At 41.6% G+C, this 18827-nt stretch carries 20 protein-coding genes; 18 read left to right on the forward strand and 2 right to left on the reverse strand.

Annotated features, from left to right (window positions below; translation table 11 throughout):
* Positions 1-9 precede the first annotated feature (9 nt).
* Genes era through ABWV72_RS08140 form a run of 3 tightly spaced genes read left to right on the forward strand, consistent with a single transcriptional unit; the run spans position 10 to position 2400 of the window.
* The gene (gene era, locus ABWV72_RS08130) at positions 10-891 is read left to right on the forward strand and encodes a GTPase Era (protein ID WP_216048568.1); all 882 of its coding nucleotides are present in this window, start codon (positions 10-12) and stop codon (positions 889-891) included.
* Positions 892-938: 47 nt separating this feature from the next.
* Positions 939-1604 carry a pyridoxamine 5'-phosphate oxidase gene (pdxH, locus tag ABWV72_RS08135; protein WP_216048141.1) on the forward strand — a complete coding sequence of 222 codons (666 nt, stop codon included), beginning with the start codon at positions 939-941 and terminating at the stop codon, positions 1602-1604.
* 16 nt (positions 1605-1620) lie between these two features.
* On the forward strand, positions 1621-2400 hold the full coding sequence (locus tag ABWV72_RS08140) for a TatD family hydrolase (RefSeq protein WP_353369869.1): 780 nt from the start codon (positions 1621-1623) through the stop codon (positions 2398-2400).
* Positions 2401-2429: 29 nt separating this feature from the next.
* Here the strand turns inward: ABWV72_RS08140 and ABWV72_RS08145 are convergent, their stop codons facing one another.
* A complete protein-coding gene (locus ABWV72_RS08145) occupies positions 2430-3050 on the reverse strand; it encodes an AhpA/YtjB family protein (protein WP_216048143.1) in 621 nt (206 codons plus the stop codon).
* Positions 3051-3217: 167 nt separating this feature from the next.
* Between ABWV72_RS08145 and serB the strand changes: the two genes are divergently transcribed.
* From serB to fdx, 10 genes are all read left to right on the forward strand, one after another.
* Positions 3218-4222: a phosphoserine phosphatase SerB gene (serB, locus tag ABWV72_RS08150; protein ID WP_353369871.1), complete on the forward strand. Its 1005-nt coding sequence runs from the start codon at positions 3218-3220 to the stop codon at positions 4220-4222.
* Positions 4223-4339: 117 nt separating this feature from the next.
* On the forward strand, positions 4340-5104 hold the full coding sequence (gene trmJ, locus ABWV72_RS08155; protein ID WP_502902131.1) for a tRNA (cytosine(32)/uridine(32)-2'-O)-methyltransferase TrmJ: 765 nt from the start codon (positions 4340-4342) through the stop codon (positions 5102-5104).
* A 19-nt stretch (positions 5105-5123) separates the two neighbouring features.
* Complete coding sequence (cysE, locus tag ABWV72_RS08160) at positions 5124-5933, forward strand: serine O-acetyltransferase (protein ID WP_216048145.1); 810 nt, start codon at positions 5124-5126, stop codon at positions 5931-5933.
* 106 nt (positions 5934-6039) lie between these two features.
* Positions 6040-6528 carry a Fe-S cluster assembly transcriptional regulator IscR gene (iscR, locus tag ABWV72_RS08165; protein ID WP_216048146.1) on the forward strand — a complete coding sequence of 163 codons (489 nt, stop codon included), beginning with the start codon at positions 6040-6042 and terminating at the stop codon, positions 6526-6528.
* Positions 6529-6540: 12 nt separating this feature from the next.
* The gene (locus tag ABWV72_RS08170) at positions 6541-7764 is read left to right on the forward strand and encodes an IscS subfamily cysteine desulfurase (RefSeq protein WP_303498968.1); all 1224 of its coding nucleotides are present in this window, start codon (positions 6541-6543) and stop codon (positions 7762-7764) included.
* Positions 7765-7823: 59 nt separating this feature from the next.
* On the forward strand, positions 7824-8210 hold the full coding sequence (gene iscU, locus ABWV72_RS08175; RefSeq protein ID WP_216048147.1) for a Fe-S cluster assembly scaffold IscU: 387 nt from the start codon (positions 7824-7826) through the stop codon (positions 8208-8210).
* 24 nt (positions 8211-8234) lie between these two features.
* Positions 8235-8558 carry an iron-sulfur cluster assembly protein IscA gene (gene iscA, locus ABWV72_RS08180; protein WP_216048148.1) on the forward strand — a complete coding sequence of 108 codons (324 nt, stop codon included), beginning with the start codon at positions 8235-8237 and terminating at the stop codon, positions 8556-8558.
* 54 nt (positions 8559-8612) lie between these two features.
* Complete coding sequence (gene hscB / locus ABWV72_RS08185; RefSeq protein ID WP_353369875.1) at positions 8613-9140, forward strand: co-chaperone HscB; 528 nt, start codon at positions 8613-8615, stop codon at positions 9138-9140.
* 45 nt (positions 9141-9185) lie between these two features.
* Positions 9186-11051 carry a Fe-S protein assembly chaperone HscA gene (hscA, locus tag ABWV72_RS08190; protein WP_342804768.1) on the forward strand — a complete coding sequence of 622 codons (1866 nt, stop codon included), beginning with the start codon at positions 9186-9188 and terminating at the stop codon, positions 11049-11051.
* Between the two features lie 9 nt (positions 11052-11060).
* Positions 11061-11399: an ISC system 2Fe-2S type ferredoxin gene (gene fdx / locus ABWV72_RS08195; RefSeq protein ID WP_342804767.1), complete on the forward strand. Its 339-nt coding sequence runs from the start codon at positions 11061-11063 to the stop codon at positions 11397-11399.
* Between the two features lie 78 nt (positions 11400-11477).
* Here the strand turns inward: fdx and ABWV72_RS08200 are convergent, their stop codons facing one another.
* A complete protein-coding gene (locus ABWV72_RS08200) occupies positions 11478-13364 on the reverse strand; it encodes a choice-of-anchor I family protein (protein WP_353369878.1) in 1887 nt (628 codons plus the stop codon).
* A 294-nt stretch (positions 13365-13658) separates the two neighbouring features.
* Here ABWV72_RS08200 and ndk point away from each other — a divergent pair, with 294 nt between their 5' ends.
* The 5 genes from ndk to ispG all read left to right on the forward strand — a co-directional run bounded on the left by ndk (position 13659) and on the right by ispG (position 18754).
* Positions 13659-14090, forward strand: coding sequence for a nucleoside-diphosphate kinase (ndk, locus tag ABWV72_RS08205; RefSeq protein ID WP_216048153.1), 432 nt, complete (start codon positions 13659-13661; stop codon positions 14088-14090).
* 105 nt (positions 14091-14195) lie between these two features.
* Positions 14196-15332: a dual-specificity RNA methyltransferase RlmN gene (rlmN, locus tag ABWV72_RS08210; RefSeq protein WP_216048154.1), complete on the forward strand. Its 1137-nt coding sequence runs from the start codon at positions 14196-14198 to the stop codon at positions 15330-15332.
* 67 nt (positions 15333-15399) lie between these two features.
* The gene (gene pilW, locus ABWV72_RS08215) at positions 15400-16689 is read left to right on the forward strand and encodes a type IV pilus biogenesis/stability protein PilW (protein ID WP_216048155.1); all 1290 of its coding nucleotides are present in this window, start codon (positions 15400-15402) and stop codon (positions 16687-16689) included.
* Positions 16686-17621, forward strand: coding sequence for a RodZ domain-containing protein (locus tag ABWV72_RS08220; RefSeq protein ID WP_216048156.1), 936 nt, complete (start codon positions 16686-16688; stop codon positions 17619-17621). Before pilW ends, ABWV72_RS08220 begins: the two co-directional genes overlap by 4 nt.
* Positions 17622-17635: 14 nt before the next feature.
* A complete protein-coding gene (ispG, locus tag ABWV72_RS08225; protein WP_216048157.1) occupies positions 17636-18754 on the forward strand; it encodes a flavodoxin-dependent (E)-4-hydroxy-3-methylbut-2-enyl-diphosphate synthase in 1119 nt (372 codons plus the stop codon).
* Positions 18755-18827 lie beyond the last annotated feature (73 nt).

Below are 18827 nucleotides of genomic sequence, written 5' to 3' on the forward strand. Positions count from 1 at the left end.
TATTGTGGCATGGTTGCCATTGTTGGCCGTCCCAATGTGGGTAAGTCTACGCTGCTGAATAAGCTGTTAGGACAAAAAGTCAGTATTACTTCTCGTAAGCCGCAAACAACACGCCACCGCATTATGGGAATAGATACTGAAGCTCAGCATCAAGCTATTTTTGTTGATACTCCAGGCTTGCATGTCGAAGAAAAACGCGCAATAAACAGGTTGATGAATCGTGCAGCATCAAGTTCATTGGCTGAAGTTGGTCTAGTTTTGTTTTTAGTCGAAGGTACGAAGTGGACTGAAGATGACCAAATGGTATTGAGTAAGGTCAAACAGTCAGGATTACCTTGTTGGTTGTTAATAAATAAAAGTGACAACGTAAAAGATAAAACCCAATTGATGACACATATGCAATGGCTTCAGGAACAACATAACTTTGAAAAAATTATGCCAGTTTCAGCTAAGCTAGGACGCAATGTAGAAGAGCTTCGAGAAATGGTTCATGAAACCTTACCAGAAAGCGAATTTTATTTTCCTGAGGATTACATTACCGACCGGTCGAGTCGATTTATGGCCGCAGAAATCGTTCGTGAAAAATTAATGCGCTTTACTGGTGACGAATTACCTTATTCTGTGACCGTAGAAATAGAGCAGTTTTTGCTGGCCGATAATGGTGTTTATCGTATTAATGGATTGATTCTAGTCGAACGTGAAACGCAAAAGCGTATGGTGATAGGTAAGGGCGGACAACGCCTGAAAACCATTGGAGCTGAAGCGCGAAAAGATATGGAAAACCTATTCGATAACAAAGTATTTTTAGAGCTTTGGGTCAAAGTTAAGTCTGGCTGGGCGGATGACGAGCGAGCGCTCAGAAGTCTAGGTTACGGGGATAATAATTACTAAAGACTGCGGTCTTTTGATTGGTAAACTAATTTTAAAAGGTGAATGAGATGGCGGATATTCATGGTCTCAGAAGAGATTATAATCTTGGTGAGTTACGTCAAGAAGATCTCGATTCAAACCCTATAACTCAGTTTAACCATTGGCTCAAGCTGGTAATTGATTCCGGCACTCCGGATCCAACGGCAATGACAGTTGCAACGGTTTCCGCAGATGGTCAGCCATCGCAACGTATTGTGTTGCTAAAAGATGTGGATGACAGAGGTTTTGTTTTTTATACCAACCTGGGGAGTCGAAAAGCAACTGAATTGGCCAACAATTCAAAAATATCGCTGCATTTCCCTTGGTATTTTATGGAGCGACAAGTCAAAATTTGCGGCGTTGCACAACCTCTTTCCACTGCTGAGGTGGCAAAGTACTTTTTCTCTAGACCAAAAGAAAGTCAACTTGCAGCCTGGGCATCAAAACAAAGCCAACCTATCTCTACTCGTCAAATGCTAATGAGTAAATTTGATGAAGTGAAAAAGAAATTTTCGGCTGGAGAAATTCCAGTACCTAAATTTTGGGGCGGTTATCGAGTTGTTCCTCATGAAATCGAATTCTGGCAGGGCGGAGAACACCGTTTACATAATCGGTTTGTTTATACCTTAGACAACTCTAACAGTACTTCAGAGACTGATAGTCGAGATTGGCAGATCCAGCGTTTAATGCCTTAAAGGAGCTTTGGCGGTAATGATTGATAGCCACTGCCATTTAGACTTTGAAGTCTTTGATGTCGACAGAATGGCGGTTCTGAACCGTTGTTTACAAGTTGGTGTAAATAAAATCCTTATCCCAGGTACGCTTGCGAGTCGTTGGCAGTCACTTATTGAATTATGCAACAACACATCAATGCTAGAGTATGCGTTGGGTGTACATCCTTATTTTATTGAGCAAAGCGCCCAAGCCGATATCGATTCTCTTAACCTTTTCATCGAACAGCATCCAGAAGTGCGCGCCGTCGGGGAAATTGGTCTTGATTTTCATGACTCTGACCAACAAAATCAAACAAAACAACAAAGCTTCTTCACTGAACAACTCAATATCGCCAATCACTTTAAGCTACCGGCTATTATCCATCACCGCCGTTCTCATAATGCGATCATCCGCACTTTAAAACAGCAAAAATTCCAACAAGGTGGTGCAATACATGCGTTTTCTGGCAGTTATCAGGAAGCTCAAAGCTACTTGGACTTGGGATTCAAATTGGGATTTGGCGGCGTCATAACCTATCCTCGGGCGAGTAAGACTAGAGAGGTACTGAAAAAAATTCCGCTAAGCGCTGTTTTGTTGGAAACTGATGCCCCTGATATGCCCATTTGCGGCCGGCAGGGGAAACGTAATAGTCCTGAGTATTTGCCTGAAATAGCCCAGCACATTGCCACTATCAAAGGAGTAGGGGTAGAGCAGGTCATCAAACAAACATCGCTTAACAGCTGCGAACTTTTTGCGTTCAATGACGAAAAGAATTAGAGCTTTGGGTTTGCTGTTACAGCATTTTGTTATTTTCGGTTAGATTTCTCTACTTTCTCATAATGGCGAAAGCGTAATTTGTAGTAGGCCCTAGTAATCAGCAGCCCAACTAGACCAGCAAGCAACATCAAAACTAAAAGCTGTTTATAAATTTGGTTTTGATATTCTCGGTGAAACAGCATCACTTGCTGTTTATCGAGTAATAAACGCACGTAACCCAGCACGTTGTCATCTAAAACAACTTCTTCGACAAATACCAGAGGAAACTCATCTTCGAGTAAAAAGCTCGCCAATACGGATGCATTTTGCTCGTTGCTTTCAACTACCTCACCATTGCGGTTATAAACTGAAACACCGGCGACATGTTTGTCTTTGGATAGCAGGTTTATGTAACTTAGAATTTGTTCATTTTGCTTTTGTTGCAAATGAGGCGCAATTAAATCCGCTGTGAACTTGGCTAAACTGCGACCTAACTGGGTAGATTGATTGTTGTGCCAATTTTGTGATTGATCAGTATTTAATAACCAAATATTCACGCAAATAGCAGCGGCCACCACCAGTAAGGTGAGATTTGCCACTCGCTTAAAAATTGAGTAATTACTGGGGACTTTTTGGGCTGATTCAGCCAATCCGAATTTTGTTATATCCATGCCCAAGACAATAAGACAATTTGTCACGTTTGCCAATATGAGTTGTTGTTTTATTTACGAATTTAAGTGCACCTTGTTAATTGTTCTATGTCATAGGGATATCTTATTGCGTCACTTATTGATTTCGGTAGAATCCCTGTCCTAAATAATATTCCGGTGGGTTAATTGTGCTATCGACCAAATTATCAAAAGAAGAATGGCTATCTTCCAAATATCTGACCAATCTTCATCATAAAAATGTGAATTTCACATTACCAGGTGAGCTTCAATTTGAATTGGCTGAGACCAGTGAAGCAAGTTCTCAGCAATTGGTGCTATTTTCAGAAAGCTTGAATTTAGAAAAATTGTTTCAGGTTCAAACGGCATTGGCAGATGTGCTGAGTATTCAGGTATTTCAGCCTGGTTATGAAGGAAGCAATGGTTGCGCGTTTGAAGCAGAAGTTGAAGTTAAACCTTCATCAGACTTAGCGGCTGTTATTGAATCTACAGCGGTTAGCTTCCAAGTAGATATTAGTCTTCTAAAACAGCGGCCTACGTTGGCAAAGCCAGGGTTATTAGTCATGGATATGGACAGCACTGTGATTGGTATTGAGTGTATCGATGAAATCGCAAAATTGGCTGGTGTGGGGACTCAGGTCTCAGAAGTAACCGAATTAGCCATGCAAGGTAAGCTTGATTTTGCTCAGAGCCTTAATAGCCGAGTGGCGTGTTTAAAAGGAGCTGATGAGTTAATTCTGAAACAAGTTCGTGATGCTATTCCGATCAACCCTGGGATCAGTCGTTTATTAGCAAAGTTAAAAAAAGCGAACTGGAAATTAGCGATAGCGTCAGGCGGTTTTACCTTCTTTGCAGATTATCTTGCTGAACGCTTAGGCTTAGATTATGCCATTTCCAATCAACTAGAGATTGTAGAGGGTAAACTGACTGGAAAAGTTCTAGGTGACATTATCGGTGCACAAAGTAAAGCCGACACCCTCAATTTATTGGCTGAGCGTTATCAAATCGATGCGTCTCAAACCATTGCTCTAGGAGATGGAGCCAATGATTTGGTTATGATGAAGCAAGCGGCACTGGGAGTGGCTTATCATGCTAAACCCGTTGTTCGCCAACAAGCTGACGCTGCCCTTAGGTTTTGCGCGGCAGATGGTCTGCTCGCCTTATTGAAGAGTTAGTCTTATCAAAAAAGTAATCTGGCATTGTGTTAAAATCATAGGCTGTATAGAACTTGCTTTAGTGCGTTTATTAAATCAGTTCGTTTATTAAATCGTGATTAACAAAAGAAAATAATTATGTCTAACTCTGTAAATACTGGTTCTAATCTCGACAGCTCTGTGCTTGCAAAAGTACGTGTAGTATTAGTGAATACCTCGCATACAGGCAACATTGGTTCAACTGCTAGAGCGATGAAAACCATGGGCTTGAGTCAATTAGTATTAGTAGACCCTATCGATAAGCCGGATGGCAAAGCGAGCGCACTCGCCGCGGGGGCGGGAGATGTGTTAGCAAATGCAAAAATTGTCTCAACCTTAGAAGAGGCGGTGAAAGATTGCGGTTTAGTTGTGGGAACCAGTGCCCGCTCACGGACATTGTCATGGCCGATGCTTGAGCCAAGAGGGTGTGGAGAAAAATTGATTAGTGAGGTAGAAAAGTACCCAGTAGCCTTGGTCTTTGGACGTGAAAACAATGGTTTAAGTAATGAAGAATTACAGCAATGTCATTTCCATGTGTGTATACCAGCGAATCCAGAGTACAGCTCACTTAATTTAGCAGCCGCGGTTCAAACTTTGTGTTACGAAATTAGGATGGCCTATTTAAACAAATCACGTATCGGAGATGAGCCGAATGAATACCCATTGGCCGATGATTTAGAGCGTTTTTATAGTCATTTGGAACAAACCCTATCAAAAACGAATTTCATCATTCCGCAACATCCCGGTATGGTGATGACCAAATTAAGACGTCTATTCAATCGCGCCCGTCCTGAAACCCAAGAACTGAATATATTAAGAGGTATTTTGGCGTCAGTGGATAAGTCGATTAAAGCCAAAGATTAGGATTTTCCAAAGTAATAATATGTTTGAGCGAATAAAAGAAGATATCCAAAGTGTATTTCATCGAGATCCTGCTGCTCGTACTACTTTTGAGGTACTGACTAATTATCCAGGTTTGCATGCTATTTGGTTACATCGTGTTGCTCATAAACTTTGGAAATCTAATTGGCTCTGGCTTGCCCGCAGCATTTCCACCTTTTCACGTTGGATGACCGGTATTGAAATACACCCAGGTGCAACACTAGGTCGACGTTTTTTTATCGATCATGGCATGGGTGTAGTGATTGGAGAAACTGCTGAGATTGGTAACGATGTGACACTTTATCACGGTGTGACTCTAGGCGGCACAAGTTGGAACGGTGGCAAGCGTCATCCTACTTTAGAAGACAATGTAGTCGTTGGCGCTGGAGCCAAAGTGCTTGGTCCTATCACTATGCATAAAGGTGCAAAAGTTGGATCAAATTCTGTCGTGGTTAAGGATGTACCCGAAAATGCCACTGTTATTGGTATTCCGGGCAGAATAGTCGTTCAAAAACAGCAAAAAGATCAGGATAAACATCAGCGGCGTGATAAAATCGCGCGCAAATACGGTTTTGATGCCTATGCAGTAGCCCCAGATAATCCCGATCCGGTAGCGAACGCCATTGGTGTAATGTTAGATCATGTGCATTTGATTGACACTAAAGTGGAAGAAATGTGTAAAGAAATTAATAAAATGGGCGGGAAAGTGTGCGGAGATTCTTTGCCTTCTATTAATTTGGATAACTTCCAAGACTCTGATCTTGTTGATGATTATCAAAAAGCCAAAGACGCGTTTGACCCATCAATCTGACAATTACAACTCCTTGGTAATACTTGACTAATTTACTAGGTCTAATACTTGACTAAATTAGTCGGGTATGTGAGAATTCATGGTATCTTGTTAACTGGTATTTTCTATGAAACTTACTTCCAAAGGCCGATATGCTGTAACTGCAATGCTAGACGTTGCATTACATTCCCGTAGAGGGCCGGTCTCGTTAGCCGATATTTCGGAGCGTCAGGAAATTTCATTGTCTTATTTAGAACAATTGTTCTCACGTTTAAGAAAAGAAAATCTTGTACAGAGTGTTCGTGGTCCAGGTGGCGGTTATAAGTTAGGCCGTGTACCTGAAGAAATCGCAGTAGGCGAAGTTATACGTGCGGTAGACGAGTCAGTCGATGCAACACGATGCCAAGGCAATTCTGATTGCCAAGGTGGAGAGAGATGTCTTACTCATAGCCTCTGGCATGATTTGAGTGAACGAATTAGTCAATTCCTGAACAATATTACGTTAGGTGAACTAATGGCCAAACAAGACGTAAAAACTGTAGCAGGAAGACAAGACAGAACTAAACAACTTAATACTGTTGTTGCAAATGAAATTGAAATTAGCTTGCAACTATAAGTGGAGCCTAAAATGAGCAATATTAATTTACCTATCTATTTGGATTATTCGGCAACCACTCCGGTTGATCCCCGTGTAGCCCAAAAAATGATGGAATGTTTAACCCTAGAAGGCAATTTCGGTAATCCGGCTTCTCGTTCCCATAAATTTGGATGGATCGCTGAAGAAGCCATTGACCTTGCCAGAAATCAAATTGCTGATTTGGTAAATGCTGATCCACGAGAAATCGTGTTTACTTCGGGTGCAACAGAGTCCAATAATTTAGCAATTAAGGGGGCTGCTCACTTTTATAGTAAGAAAGGTAAGCACATTATTACCCTGAAAACTGAACATAAAGCGGTACTTGATACTTGTCGTCAATTAGAGCGAGAAGGGTTTGAAGTAACTTATATGGATCCAAAACCAAACGGTTTATTGGATTTAGAAGAATTTAAAGCGAATTTACGTCCAGATACTGTGCTCGTTAGTATCATGCACGTAAATAATGAAATCGGTGTGATTCAGGATATTCAACAAATTGGTGAAATTTGTAGAGACAACAAAACCTTGTTTCATGTTGATGCGGCGCAAAGTGCCGGTAAAATTGAAATAGATTTACAGGCCTTGAAAGTCGATTTAATGTCTTTCTCTGCGCACAAAATATATGGTCCAAAAGGCATAGGTGCCCTGTATGTTCGTCGTAAGCCGCGGGTAAGAATTGAAGCCCAAATGCACGGTGGCGGACATGAAAGAGGCATGCGTTCAGGCACGTTGGCAACTCACCAAATCGTTGGTATGGGTGAAGCGTTCCGTATTGCTAAAGAAGAAATGGCTGAAGAAAATGCGCGAATTTTAAAACTTCGCGACCGTCTCTGGAATGGCCTAAAAGACATCGAAGAAGTCTATCTAAATGGCGATCTTGATCAGCGTATAACAGGTAACTTAAATGTGAGTTTTGCCTATGTTGAAGGTGAGTCATTAATTATGGCACTCAAAGACATGGCAGTATCTTCAGGTTCAGCTTGTACTTCAGCAAGTTTGGAGCCGTCTTATGTGCTCAGAGCTTTAGGACTAAATGATGAATTAGCTCACAGCTCGATTCGATTCAGTATTGGTAGATTTACCACTGAAGAAGAAATCGATCACGTTGTTAGTGTGGTGCAAAATGCAATCGACAAACTACGTGAAATGTCACCGCTTTGGGATATGTTTAAAGACGGTGTAGATCTGACTAAAGTTGAATGGGTTCACCACTAATAGGTGAATCGATCAAATTGGAATTAACGCGAGAAATCGTAATTTAAGAGGTAAGTAACATGGCTTACAGTGAAAAAGTAATCGATCATTACGAAAATCCACGCAACGTTGGTGGATTTGATAAAAACGACCCAACTATCGCCACTGGAATGGTAGGAGCGCCTGCTTGTGGTGATGTGATGAAACTACAACTTAAAGTTGGTGAAAACGGTTTAATCGAAGACGCCAAATTTAAAACATATGGTTGCGGATCTGCCATCGCATCAAGTTCGTTGGTAACAGAGTGGGTTAAGGGTAAGACGCTAGATGAAGCTGTAACAATTAAAAATACAGACATCGCTGAAGAGCTTGCATTGCCACCTGTAAAAATCCACTGTTCAATTTTAGCGGAAGATGCAATCAAAGCCGCTGTGGAAGATTACAAGTCTAAGCATTCTAAAGCTTAATAAAGAAAGTGATAGGAGCCAGTTTTGGGAATTAAAGTGTCAGACGCCGCTGCAAAGCGGGCTAGAACATTTCTAGAAGGCCGTGGAAAAGGAGTAGGTTTACGCCTTGGCGTGAAAACTACTGGTTGTTCCGGTTTAGCTTATGTTTTGGAGTTTGTCGACGAACTAAACGCTGATGATGAAGTATTTGAAGACAATGGTGTAAAAATTATCATTGACGCGAAAAGCTTGGTTTATCTTGACGGTACAGAACTAGACTTCGCTAAAGAAGGGTTAAATGAAGGATTTTTATTCAATAACCCGAATGCGAACGGCGAGTGTGGTTGCGGCGAAAGCTTTAATGTTTAAAGCTTTTGTTGGCAACTGTTGTACTATTCATTTGATTGAAAGAAAAACAAAGTTATGAACTTCTTCGCGCTTTTTGGGCTTCCAGAGAGATATCAGATAGATAACGCCAAATTGGCCAATGTTTATCAATCGCTGGCTAAAGTGACCCATCCAGATAAATTTTCTAACGCTGGTGGTCAAGAAAAACTCATGGCTGTGCAAAAAAACGCACAGATTAATGACGGCTATCAAATTCTCAAAAATCCGCTTTCTCGCGCTGAACATATGTTGGAGCTAAGAGGTATTTCGCTGCAACATGAAACGCAGACAATGCAAGATCCGGTCTTTTTAATGCAGCAAATGGAATGGCGAGAACAGTTATCCGAGATAGAGAGTGCTGCGGAACCTGAGCAGGTTCTAACAACACTGGATGAAGATGTCGCGATACATACAAAACAACACTTTGAAGCGTTGCAAGAATTACTCGAAAAACAAACCGAAGAAGCAAATAATCTAGCTGCAGCTGAAGTCAGAAAATTGAAGTTTTTGAATAAGTTACATAAAGAAATTGAACTGAAAGAAGATGCATTGTTTGACGATTAGCGCGACTGCGATTCACTAAAATTAAAAAGCGAGTTAGAACCAATTATGGCATTACTGCAAATTGCTGAGCCGGGTCAGACGGCTGCACCACATCAACGTAAACTAGCCGTTGGCATTGATCTAGGTACTACCAACTCTTTAGTCGCCACAGTACGAAGTGGATCTCCCGAAACATTGCCAGACCACCTTGGTCAACATATTTTACCTTCAGTTGTTCAGTATGCTAACGACGGAATTGTTGTCGGTGAGCAGGCAAAACAATCGGCAAATTTAGATCCGGCCAACACGATAGTATCAATCAAACGTTTGATGGGAAGAAGTCTGGAAGATATCCAGAGTCAGTACCCGAACTTACCTTATGAATTTGTCTCAAATGATGGGCAAATCTCCATTCAAGTACCAGGTGCTGTGGTTAACCCCATCCAAGTTTCAGCTGAGATTTTGAGCAATCTAAAAGCCCGTGCTGAAGACTCCTTAGGAGATGAGCTCACTGGGGCTGTGGTTACTGTACCAGCCTATTTTGATGATGCTCAACGCCAAGGCACAAAGGATGCGGCGCAATTGGCCGGATTACACGTTTTACGTCTGTTGAATGAACCCACTGCAGCGGCAATAGCTTACGGTTTAGATTCTGGACAAGAAGGTGTCATAGCTATTTATGATCTAGGTGGTGGCACCTTCGATATTTCCATTTTGCGTTTGTCAAAAGGTGTATTTGAAGTATTAGCTACCGGCGGGGATACCGCGCTAGGTGGAGATGATTTTGACCAGTTGTTATTTGAACATATTTGTGAAAAAGCAAATTTAACGGGCAAAATCTCCAAAGGTTTAAGACGTCGTTTACTTGATGACGCTAAACAAGCTAAAGAAGCACTCAGTAACGATTCTGCGGTGGACATTGAGTTCAAAGATGACAACGGCGAAACACATCAAGTGGTGATTAGCTGTATGACTTTCGAGTCGTTGATTGAACCACTAATTAAAAAATCTTTACGGGCGTGTAGACGAGCTGTCAAAGATGCAGAAATTGGAATCGATGAAGTACTGCAAGTCGTGATGGTGGGGGGCTCTACTCGAGTGCCTTCGGTTCGACATAAGGTGGGAGAATTTTTTGGTAAAACGCCATTAACCTCCATCGATCCAGACAAAGTGGTTGCCATAGGTGCGGCCATTCAAGCTGATATATTAGCCGGCAACAAACCTGACAGTGAAATGTTGCTACTGGACGTATTGCCCTTATCCTTGGGAATTGAAACCATGGGTGGGTTGACCGAAAAAATTGTCGCGCGAAATACCACTATCCCTGTGGCCAAGGCGCAAGAATTTACCACCTTCAAAGACGGTCAAACCGCGATGATGGTGCATGTGCTGCAAGGGGAGCGAGAGCTGGTTAAAGATTGTCGCTCGTTAGCTAAATTCAATTTAACAGGTATTCCACCAATGACGGCTGGGGCGGCACATATTCGTGTCACTTTTCAGGTTGATGCGGATGGTCTACTAAATGTCACCGCTATGGAAAAGTCCACTGGTGTGAAAGCCGAGATTCAGGTTAAACCTTCTTATGGTCTCAAAGACGAAGAAGTGGCCGACATGCTCAAAGCCTCAATGCAATATGCTAAAGAGGATATGCAAGCTAGAATGCTTAAAGAGCAACAAGTGGAAGCCACACGAGTAGCAGAGACGTTGAATAGTGCACTTCAAAAAGACGGTGATGAGCTGCTCAGCGCGGAAGAAAAAGCGGCTATTGATGATGCTATGTCTACCATGTTAAAGCTGGCTCAAGGCGAAGATATAGATGCCATTAAACAGGCGATCGAAAAAGTCGACAACATTAGCCAAGAATTTGCCGCTAGACGAATGGACAAGTCAATAAATCAAGCACTGACTGGTCATTCAGTTAACGATATTTAAGGAGCAGTAATGCCACAAATTATATTTTTACCCCACGCAGAATTGTGTCCAGATGGCGCTGTTTTGGAAGCCGATAAAGGCACTTCTGTATTGGATGTTGCTTTAAAAAATGGTATCGGAATTGAACATGCGTGCGAAAAAGTATGTGCATGTACCACATGCCATGTCCTGATCCGAGAAGGATTAGAGTCCTTAGGCGAAGCAGATGATTTGGAAGAAGATATGTTAGATAAGGCTTGGGGACTTGAACCTGAATCTCGCTTGGGTTGTCAGGCTGTTGTTCAAGACGAAGATTTGGTTGTTGAAATTCCAAAATATACAGTCAATCAGGTAAGTGAAGGACATTAATTTTCGTTCGCTCATTTAGATAAAAAAACCCGGAAATTCCGGGTTTTTTAGTTTTTATAAGGCGTGTATTTAACCTAATTACTTTTCAGTAACTTGATACACAGTAACTGTACCACTGACTTCATTACCAATAATAAGCAATGCATTGCCATTTGGACTTTGTTCTGCTGATACAAACTTGATGCTTTCTGGACCCAGATCACCAGACTCTGCCACCTCGGAACAATCCATGCCTTCTGCTTCATCACAAGGGTTATCCAGGTCGTCATCCAATTCAAAGTCGGTATTGAAGTCGCGGTTATTATTGTGTGCAACAAAAGCGACATTGAAAGGATTGGTAACGTCATAGGTGAACAAATCACCGGAACGCTCTAAACCAATAAACGCGTAGGTACGACCATTAATTTCGCCAACTGCAATAGCCTCAGGCTCGCCGCCTTTATCATCAGAACGGTTATCACCTTTATTTTCGGTGTGCGCGCTGTTGAAATCGTTACCTAAGATTGCAGCGGATATCTTTTCGAAGTCATCACCGGAGTCAAAGACTTGATTAATGTTTTGATCCCAAATTGAGAAAGAGCGAGAACCGTAAGCATAAAGTGCTTCATAAACGCCGTCTTGGTCCGCATCACCTAACGCAGTGGTTACTTTGAGGCGGCCTAAACCATCATCAGCACCACTAGCGTCGTAGATTGCTTGTAACTCATCAGAAAGCTGCATATTCAGCTCATCTGGGTCAATGATATCTTCGACTCGAACTTCTTCGCTATATGCGTTCCAATCTTTGGAGTCACCTTCGTTAGCCGATAAAATAAAAGTCGCGCCATTCCATTGGTATGTGGCAATCGTGTCTGGTTGATACATTCCGAATAAGCCAGGTACATTGCTAAAGCTTGGGATTTCATCTTTATTAGTGAAATCTAATTCATACGTTCCCCAATCTTTGAAACCTAAGCCTTTAACTTCAATAGTCATATCATTCAAATCAATAATACCAATGGCATTGGCTTCTTGTAGTGAAACATAGGCTTTCTTACCATCAGCACTCATTGCAATATACTCAGGTTCTAAATCTTGCGCTACGCTAGTGCCATCTGGTCCTGCAAATTTGACACCTGTAGATGCGAGCAATGCTCTGCGCTCTTCATCTGTATCATAATCTTCGTCATCTAAAGTATCGTTGGAGAACACCATGTCGGTAGTCAAGTTTATGGTTTGAGCTAAATCGGCCGGAACCATGTCTGTTATCGATACAACGGAAATACTACCTTCTGGGTCAACATCGTAATCGCTATCAGGCTCACCTTCATTGGCAATCAGGGCCAAACTGCCATCTTCACTGAATGTTACCATGTCGGGTAGAGCACCGGTTAGAACTGCTTTTAAGAAGGTTCCTTGACCTAAGGCATCTAATGAATAGAACAATACTGCGCCATTATCTGTTTTCGTTTCTCCCTCTACAGCAAGGGCCAGCAAATCGCCGTTTATAGCAATTGAATTAGCCACACCAAGTGCCACGGTTTGGTCTATGCCGTCTGCATCTTTTACGCTAACGCTACTAGGGAAAGTGAATGCTTGTGAAGTCAAGCTAGTATCTGTTATTGGATTGCCTACTGCAGCCGTTGGTATACTGCTTAAGGAAATAACCTCTACTTGGTTTAGAGCGGCATTAATCGCAAATGCAGATTGTGATGTTGCATGGAACTGGACAATTTCGGCGGCACTTTTACCGTATATCTCGACGCCACCTGCAGAGAATCTGCCAACCACTTCAATCGCTAACTCGCGAGGTAAACTCTGACCATCAACTCCATTTGTACCGTCAGTGCCATCTGTCCCTGCGATACCTTGTGCACCTGTTGCGCCATCTTGACCATCGTCACCATCAAGAGTACATCCACCTAATGCAGTTACCACTGCTAGGGCAACTAGACCTAATTTTAATTTTTTTAGCTGATCTTTCATTATTGTTCCGTTATCGATATGTGATTGAAATCAGCCGGTTACATTAAGAGTTGGAAATTAAATATTTGCTACACTTGTATGAAGTAATTGTGACGATTAATCGTTTAGCTGACTTTTAATGGCAAATTCGAGTGGGATTATTGGTGTTTCTTTCAGCACTGTTGATCTTTTGTTACAGCTTAAATAAAAATATTTAGCCAATTTGTCAGATAAATTAGTCATTGAGGGCAAAGTTGCATATAATCCGCGCGGAAATTTTATCTAATACTTTTTTATGTAATCGGAGACCTGTCAATGGCCTTAGAACGTACTTTTTCAATCATCAAACCAGACGCCGTAGCAAAAAATGTTATCGGTGCGATCTATAATCGTTTCGAGTCAGCGGGTTTGCGCATCGTTGCTTCTAAAATGTTGCATTTAAGCAAAGAACAAGCAGAAGGATTTTACGCAGAACACAGTGAGCGTCCTTTCTTTGGTGCTCTAGTTTCTTTCATGACATCTGGCCCAGTTATGGTTCAGGTTTTAGAAGGCGAGAACGCTGTTTTACGTCATCGTGAAATCATGGGTGCTACTAACCCTGCAGAAGCATTAGCCGGTACTCTTCGTGCTGATTACGCTGCTTCTATTGATGAAAACGCAGTACACGGTTCTGATGCTACAGAATCTGCTGCTCGTGAGATTGCTTACTTCTTCTCTGACGAAGAAATCTGCCCACGCACACGATAAGCAAATAGCTTTATTCAAAAGGGGAGCTTTGCTCCCCTTTTGTCGTAGTAAAGTTAGCTTATAAATTGTACAATTCGTTTAGTTTTAATTGAGGTTGTTTGTTTTATGTCTGTAGTCCATCAAGTGGCTAAAACCAATTTGTTAGATTTTAATCGCCAAGGGATGCGAGAGTTCTTTGCGTCTATGGGCGAAAAACCATTTCGTGCCGATCAAATGATGAAATGGATTTATCAGCAAGGTGAAACAGACTTCGAAAAAATGACTAACTTCAATAAGTCATTGCGCGCTAAATTAATTGAGCGTTGTGAAATTCGTGCACCAGAAATTGCTTATCAACAAAATGCGACTGATGGGACTATCAAGTTTGCGTTGAAATTAGATGGTGGGCAAGAAGTAGAAACTGTTTGGATACCAGATGGCGATCGCGCAACCCTATGCGTATCTTCGCAAGTAGGCTGCGCATTAGAATGTACGTTTTGCTCTACCGCGCAACAAGGTTTCAACCGTAATTTGACTGTATCTGAGATTATTGGACAGGTATGGCGAGTCGCAATCACTATTGGTTTATCAAAAGACACCGCGAAACGACCTATTACCAATGTTGTTATGATGGGCATGGGCGAACCATTGTTGAATTTGAAACATGTGGTGCCAGCGATGGAAATCATGCTGGATGATCTTGGTTTTGGTTTGTCCAAACGCAGAGTGACATTAAGTACCTCCGGTGTAGTGCCAGCGCTGGATAAACTTGGCGATATGATTGATGTGGCGCTGGCAATTTCTTTGCACGCTCCGACCAATGATTTGCGAGATGAAATAGTACCGGTTAACAAAAAATACCCGATTGAAGAGTTTTTAGCTGGTGTTAGACGCTACTTGGCTAAGTCTAATGCGAATCAGGGGAAAGTAACTGTAGAGTATGTAATGTTAAACGGCATTAACGACAGTACTGATCAGGCGCACCTTTTAGCTAAAGTGCTTAAAGAGACACCTTGTAAAATTAACCTGATACCTTTCAATCCTTATCCTGGATCACCCTATACGTGTTCAAGTAATTCTCGAATTGATCGCTTTGCTAAAGTGCTTATGGATTACGGCATAACAGTAGTGGTGCGAAGAACGCGCGGTGATGATATTGATGCTGCGTGTGGGCAATTAGTTGGTGACGTGGTGGATCGCACTAAACGTATGCTGAAAAAACAGCAGAAAGGCGAACAAATTTCAGTAAAAATTGCCAACTAATTGGATTAGTACCCAACAAGCAGTTAGCATAGGTCAATCTAAATAATCCCTAACGTAAGTGAGTTATATGCGTAGTTTTTTGATTATCGCAATGATATTTCTCTCCGCTTGTGTGAGCGAGCCTTTACCTGAAGGTTTTAAAGCGAGTGATGACTTCGATCCCATAGCAGCGGCTAAAAATAGAATTTCATTGGGCTTAACTTATTTAAAAAATGGCAATTTTAGTCAGGCTAAATTTAATTTAGATAAGGCCCTAAAATTTGCTCCCCGCCTTGCTGATGCGCACTTTAGTATGGCCTATTACTATCAGCAAGTAGATGAAATAGCGCTCGCTGATGAAGCCTACCAAAAAGCCTTGGCTTTCGATCCGAAAAACCCCGACATTGCTAATTCTTATGGTGCTTTTTTATGTGAAAATGGCCAATACGTTGAAGCAAAAGAGTATTTCCTTAAAGCCGTTAATAGCGCAAATTATATTTCGACCGCAGAAACCTATGAAAATTTAGCCTTATGCAGCCAAAGTCAGGGACAGATAGAGGACGCTTTGACTTATCTACAAAGCTCGTTGAATCATCAGCCGTCCAGAGCCAAAGCCTTAAAATTACTCGTTGAGTTGCAAATGCAACAGCAACAGTGGGAAGAGGCAAAACTAAATTTGCGACGTTTGGAGAAAAACTCCAGAGTTACGCCTGACACCTTGTGGATGTCAATTATCATTGAGCAAGCTTTAAATAATAATGATGTAGCAAAAGGCTATGGAGACATGTTAATCGGTATGTACCCGTCTCATCCTAATACATTAAAATATATTCAGAATAGACAAAATCTAGCTAATTTAGTAAGCACTCAAAAAGTCTCTAAAAAGCTCAAACCAAATACCAACAAGATAGAAAATCAAGTACCGCAAACGCCTGTTTCAGATCCGCTTAATGCTGACAATGGTCAACCCCAGAATCTGCAGCCAAATAATGACAAACAAAGCGAAGCGCTGGTGAATAAAACCGTAACTCCGGTGGTAAATGCGCAAACAAACCAATCAAGCAAAACTAAAGAGCAACAAAAGCTAAATAAACAATCGACTGCTGATGATTATCCAGTTGACGATATGCAAGCTCAAGAAAACCTTCAACAAGGCAAGGATTTAGAGTCAGCACAAGAAATAGCATCACAAGCTAAAAAAGAGACAGTGCAGCAATATCATGTTGTACAGAAAGGCGAAAATTTATATCGCATTTCGTTGAAGTATAATGTCAAAATACAGAGCCTGATAGATTGGAATGATCTTGCAGATGCCTCGTCTATACATGTAGGAAAAAAGTTGATAGTGATTGATCCCCAAGCGGTAGAACAGAAATGACAGAAGAACAACTAGAACAACCAGTAAACGTCAAAGGACCTGGTGCGATTTTAAAAGAGGCGCGAGAAAAAGCTGGGCTAAAATCAGCGGATATTGCTAATAAATTACATCTCAAAGTGAATATTATTGAAGCGATAGAGTCGGATGAATACGATCCTAAAATCTCAATGACATTCACCAAAGGGTATCTAAAGTTATATGCCAAACAAGTTAATGTAAAAGAAGATATCATTCTTGAAGCATTTGCTTCTCAAACTGAAGTGGAAAAAGAGCCCGCAAAATTACAAAGCTTTTCAAAGCGAGTGGCTAAACAAGCCAGTGATGACCGATTAATGTTAATAACTTACGGCATAGTAGTGGCACTTTTAGCATTAGTAGTCATCTGGTGGTTACAGCAAGACTCTCCTGACAGCACTGGCTCAGATACAAGCCAAGTTATTGAAGCGCTCGAAACGCAAAATGCGAGCGACTCAACAGCGAGTTTAAATATGCAAACTGATTCTGAAGATAATGCTATTTCGGAACAGCCTACAGCAGATGATTTAATCATTAGCGCGCAAATCGCGCAGGATAGTGCCAATCTTCCTGAACAAAATGAGTCTGGTGTCGACGAGTCTATCAATGCGCTAAATGCTGAACAGCCTGAGATCCCAAGCACTTTTGAACAGCAGCAAAATGCAATTGATAACATTGAGTTGGTGTTTGAATTTTCAGACAATTGTTGGATGAACCTTGTCGATGCAACGGGCGAAGCAATCGCCTATGGAGTGAAAAAACAAGGCCGAGTAATGACGGTTTCAGGTGTTGCTCCTTTCGAAGTAACGTTAGGGGCTCCAGATGTGGTGCAGATTAGTTATGACGGCGTGCGGGTAGACATGTCTCGATTTGAAGCTGGGAAGTCAGCTAAATTTTCACTGCCATTTGCTTCATAGTTAAAGGTACTTATATGTTTTCTGAATCTCCTATTAAACGTCGTAAATCAACCCGTATTAATGTTGGAAATGTTCCTATTGGTGATGGCGCTCCCATTGCTGTGCAATCAATGACAAATACTCACACTACTGATGTTGATGCCACTGTGGCACAAATTAATCGTATCGTTGCTGTGGGTGGTGAAATTGTGAGGGTATCTGTCCCAACAATGGATGCTGCTGAGGCATTTAAACTCATTCGTCAGCAAGTGAAAGTGCCACTTATTGCCGACATCCATTTTGACTACCGAATTGCTTTGAAAGTAGCTGAATATGGCGTTGATTGTTTACGAATCAATCCCGGGAATATCGGTAGTATGGATCGTGTACGTTCTGTTGTTGATTGCGCTAAAGATAACAATATTCCAATTCGAATTGGTGTGAACGGTGGTTCTTTGGAAAAAGAACTACAAGAAAAATACGGCGAACCTACGCCTGAAGCTTTGGTCGAATCAGCCATGCGTCATGTGGATATTTTAGACAAGTTGAATTTTGACCAATTTAAAGTCAGTGTTAAAGCATCTGATGTATTTTTGGCGGTTGGTGCTTATCGTGAACTAGCTAAAAAAATTGACCAACCTTTGCATTTGGGTATCACTGAAGCTGGCGGTTTCCGCTCAGGTGCGGTGAAGAGTTCTGTTGGTTTGGGAATGTTATTAGCAGAAGGTATTGGTGACACAATTCGGATTTCACTGGCAGCTGATCCCATTGAAGAAATAAAAGTTGGTTTCGATATATTGAAGTCGCTACGGATACGTTCTAGAGGGATAAACTTTATAGCTTGTCCAAGCTGCTCTCGTCAAGAATTCGATGTGATTGCTACGGTAAATGCGCTAGAACAACGGGTTGAAGATATTTTAACGCCTATGGACGTCTCTATTATTGGCTGCGTGGTGAATGGGCCAGGTGAAGCGGAAGTTTCAGACCTAGGACTTACCGGTGCTCGCAATATGAGTGGTTTTTATTTAGATGGGAAGCGTCAAAAAGAGCGTTTGTCGAACGATGATTTAGTTGATCAACTCGAAAAACGCATTAGAGCCAAAGCATCACAACTGGACGTGAAGCGAAAGATTGATGTAAAGCAGGTGGGATAAAATTTTTTAGCACTTGTAACACCACTATCAAAGCCCCTATAATACGGGGCTTTTTTATTAGGGTATTGGCAAA

It is taken from the genome of Aliiglaciecola sp. NS0011-25 (assembly GCF_040370605.1).
In the GTDB taxonomy this organism is placed as follows: domain Bacteria; phylum Pseudomonadota; class Gammaproteobacteria; order Enterobacterales; family Alteromonadaceae; genus Aliiglaciecola; species Aliiglaciecola lipolytica_A.

What these genes read in the sequence shown, in the direction of transcription:
- era (WP_216048568.1), top strand. Translation starts at nt 10, where the DNA reads ATGGTTGCCATTGTTGGCCGTCCCAATGTGGGTAAGTCTACGCTGCTG.
- pdxH (WP_216048141.1), top strand. Translation starts at nt 939, where the DNA reads ATGGCGGATATTCATGGTCTCAGAAGAGATTATAATCTTGGTGAGTTA.
- ABWV72_RS08140 (WP_353369869.1), top strand. Translation starts at nt 1,621, where the DNA reads ATGATTGATAGCCACTGCCATTTAGACTTTGAAGTCTTTGATGTCGAC.
- ABWV72_RS08145 (WP_216048143.1), bottom strand. Translation starts at nt 3,050, where the DNA reads ATGGATATAACAAAATTCGGATTGGCTGAATCAGCCCAAAAAGTCCCC.
- trmJ (WP_502902131.1), top strand. Translation starts at nt 4,340, where the DNA reads ATGTCTAACTCTGTAAATACTGGTTCTAATCTCGACAGCTCTGTGCTT.
- cysE (WP_216048145.1), top strand. Translation starts at nt 5,124, where the DNA reads ATGTTTGAGCGAATAAAAGAAGATATCCAAAGTGTATTTCATCGAGAT.
- iscR (WP_216048146.1), top strand. Translation starts at nt 6,040, where the DNA reads ATGAAACTTACTTCCAAAGGCCGATATGCTGTAACTGCAATGCTAGAC.
- ABWV72_RS08170 (WP_303498968.1), top strand. Translation starts at nt 6,541, where the DNA reads ATGAGCAATATTAATTTACCTATCTATTTGGATTATTCGGCAACCACT.
- iscU (WP_216048147.1), top strand. Translation starts at nt 7,824, where the DNA reads ATGGCTTACAGTGAAAAAGTAATCGATCATTACGAAAATCCACGCAAC.
- hscB (WP_353369875.1), top strand. Translation starts at nt 8,613, where the DNA reads ATGAACTTCTTCGCGCTTTTTGGGCTTCCAGAGAGATATCAGATAGAT.
- hscA (WP_342804768.1), top strand. Translation starts at nt 9,186, where the DNA reads ATGGCATTACTGCAAATTGCTGAGCCGGGTCAGACGGCTGCACCACAT.
- fdx (WP_342804767.1), top strand. Translation starts at nt 11,061, where the DNA reads ATGCCACAAATTATATTTTTACCCCACGCAGAATTGTGTCCAGATGGC.
- ABWV72_RS08200 (WP_353369878.1), bottom strand. Translation starts at nt 13,364, where the DNA reads ATGAAAGATCAGCTAAAAAAATTAAAATTAGGTCTAGTTGCCCTAGCA.
- ndk (WP_216048153.1), top strand. Translation starts at nt 13,659, where the DNA reads ATGGCCTTAGAACGTACTTTTTCAATCATCAAACCAGACGCCGTAGCA.
- rlmN (WP_216048154.1), top strand. Translation starts at nt 14,196, where the DNA reads ATGTCTGTAGTCCATCAAGTGGCTAAAACCAATTTGTTAGATTTTAAT.
- pilW (WP_216048155.1), top strand. Translation starts at nt 15,400, where the DNA reads ATGCGTAGTTTTTTGATTATCGCAATGATATTTCTCTCCGCTTGTGTG.
- ABWV72_RS08220 (WP_216048156.1), top strand. Translation starts at nt 16,686, where the DNA reads ATGACAGAAGAACAACTAGAACAACCAGTAAACGTCAAAGGACCTGGT.
- ispG (WP_216048157.1), top strand. Translation starts at nt 17,636, where the DNA reads ATGTTTTCTGAATCTCCTATTAAACGTCGTAAATCAACCCGTATTAAT.